Consider the following 563-nt stretch of genomic DNA (forward strand, 5'->3'; position numbering starts at 1 on the left):
AGGGGCCGGGTCAGCACGGCGTTCGCGTGCTCGAGGAGGTACTCGATGTCCTCGCTCGTGGCCACGGGGTGGTCCTTGTCGAGGTCCCACGGGGTGTCGGTGGTGCCGATGACCCAGTGCGTCTCCCAGGGGATGACGAACAGGACGCTCTTCTCGGTGCGGAGGATGAGGCCCGAGTCGCCGTCCACCGCGTCCTTCGGGACGACGATGTGGACGCCCTTGGAGGCCTTGACCTCGAGGCCGCGGGTGCGGAAGAGCTCCTGGATCTCGTCGGTCCACACGCCCGTGGCGCCGATGACGTGGCGGGCGCGGACCTGGAGCTCGCGACCGGTCTCGAGGTCGACGGCGCGGACGCCGACGACGCGGCCGCCCTCCTCGAGGTAGCCGGTGACCTGGGTGCGGGCGGCGGCGAGCGCGCCGTGGCCGACCGCGGTGCGGACGAGGACGTGGACGAGACGGGCGTCGTCGACCTTGGCGTCCCAGTACTGGATGCCGCCCACCGCGGCGTCGCGGCGGAAGCCGGGGAAGCGGCGCTGGATGCCGGCGCGGGTGAGGTGGCGGTG

The 563-nt window shown here is 72.8% G+C and carries 1 protein-coding gene; it reads right to left on the minus strand.

Annotation, left to right across the window (positions count from 1 at the left end; translation table 11 throughout):
• On the minus strand, positions 1–563 hold a 563-nt coding region (locus Q0789_RS16600; protein WP_298807091.1), incomplete at both ends, for an FAD-dependent oxidoreductase.

This window comes from uncultured Pseudokineococcus sp. (assembly GCF_947499845.1).
GTDB lineage: Bacteria > Actinomycetota > Actinomycetes > Actinomycetales > Quadrisphaeraceae > Pseudokineococcus.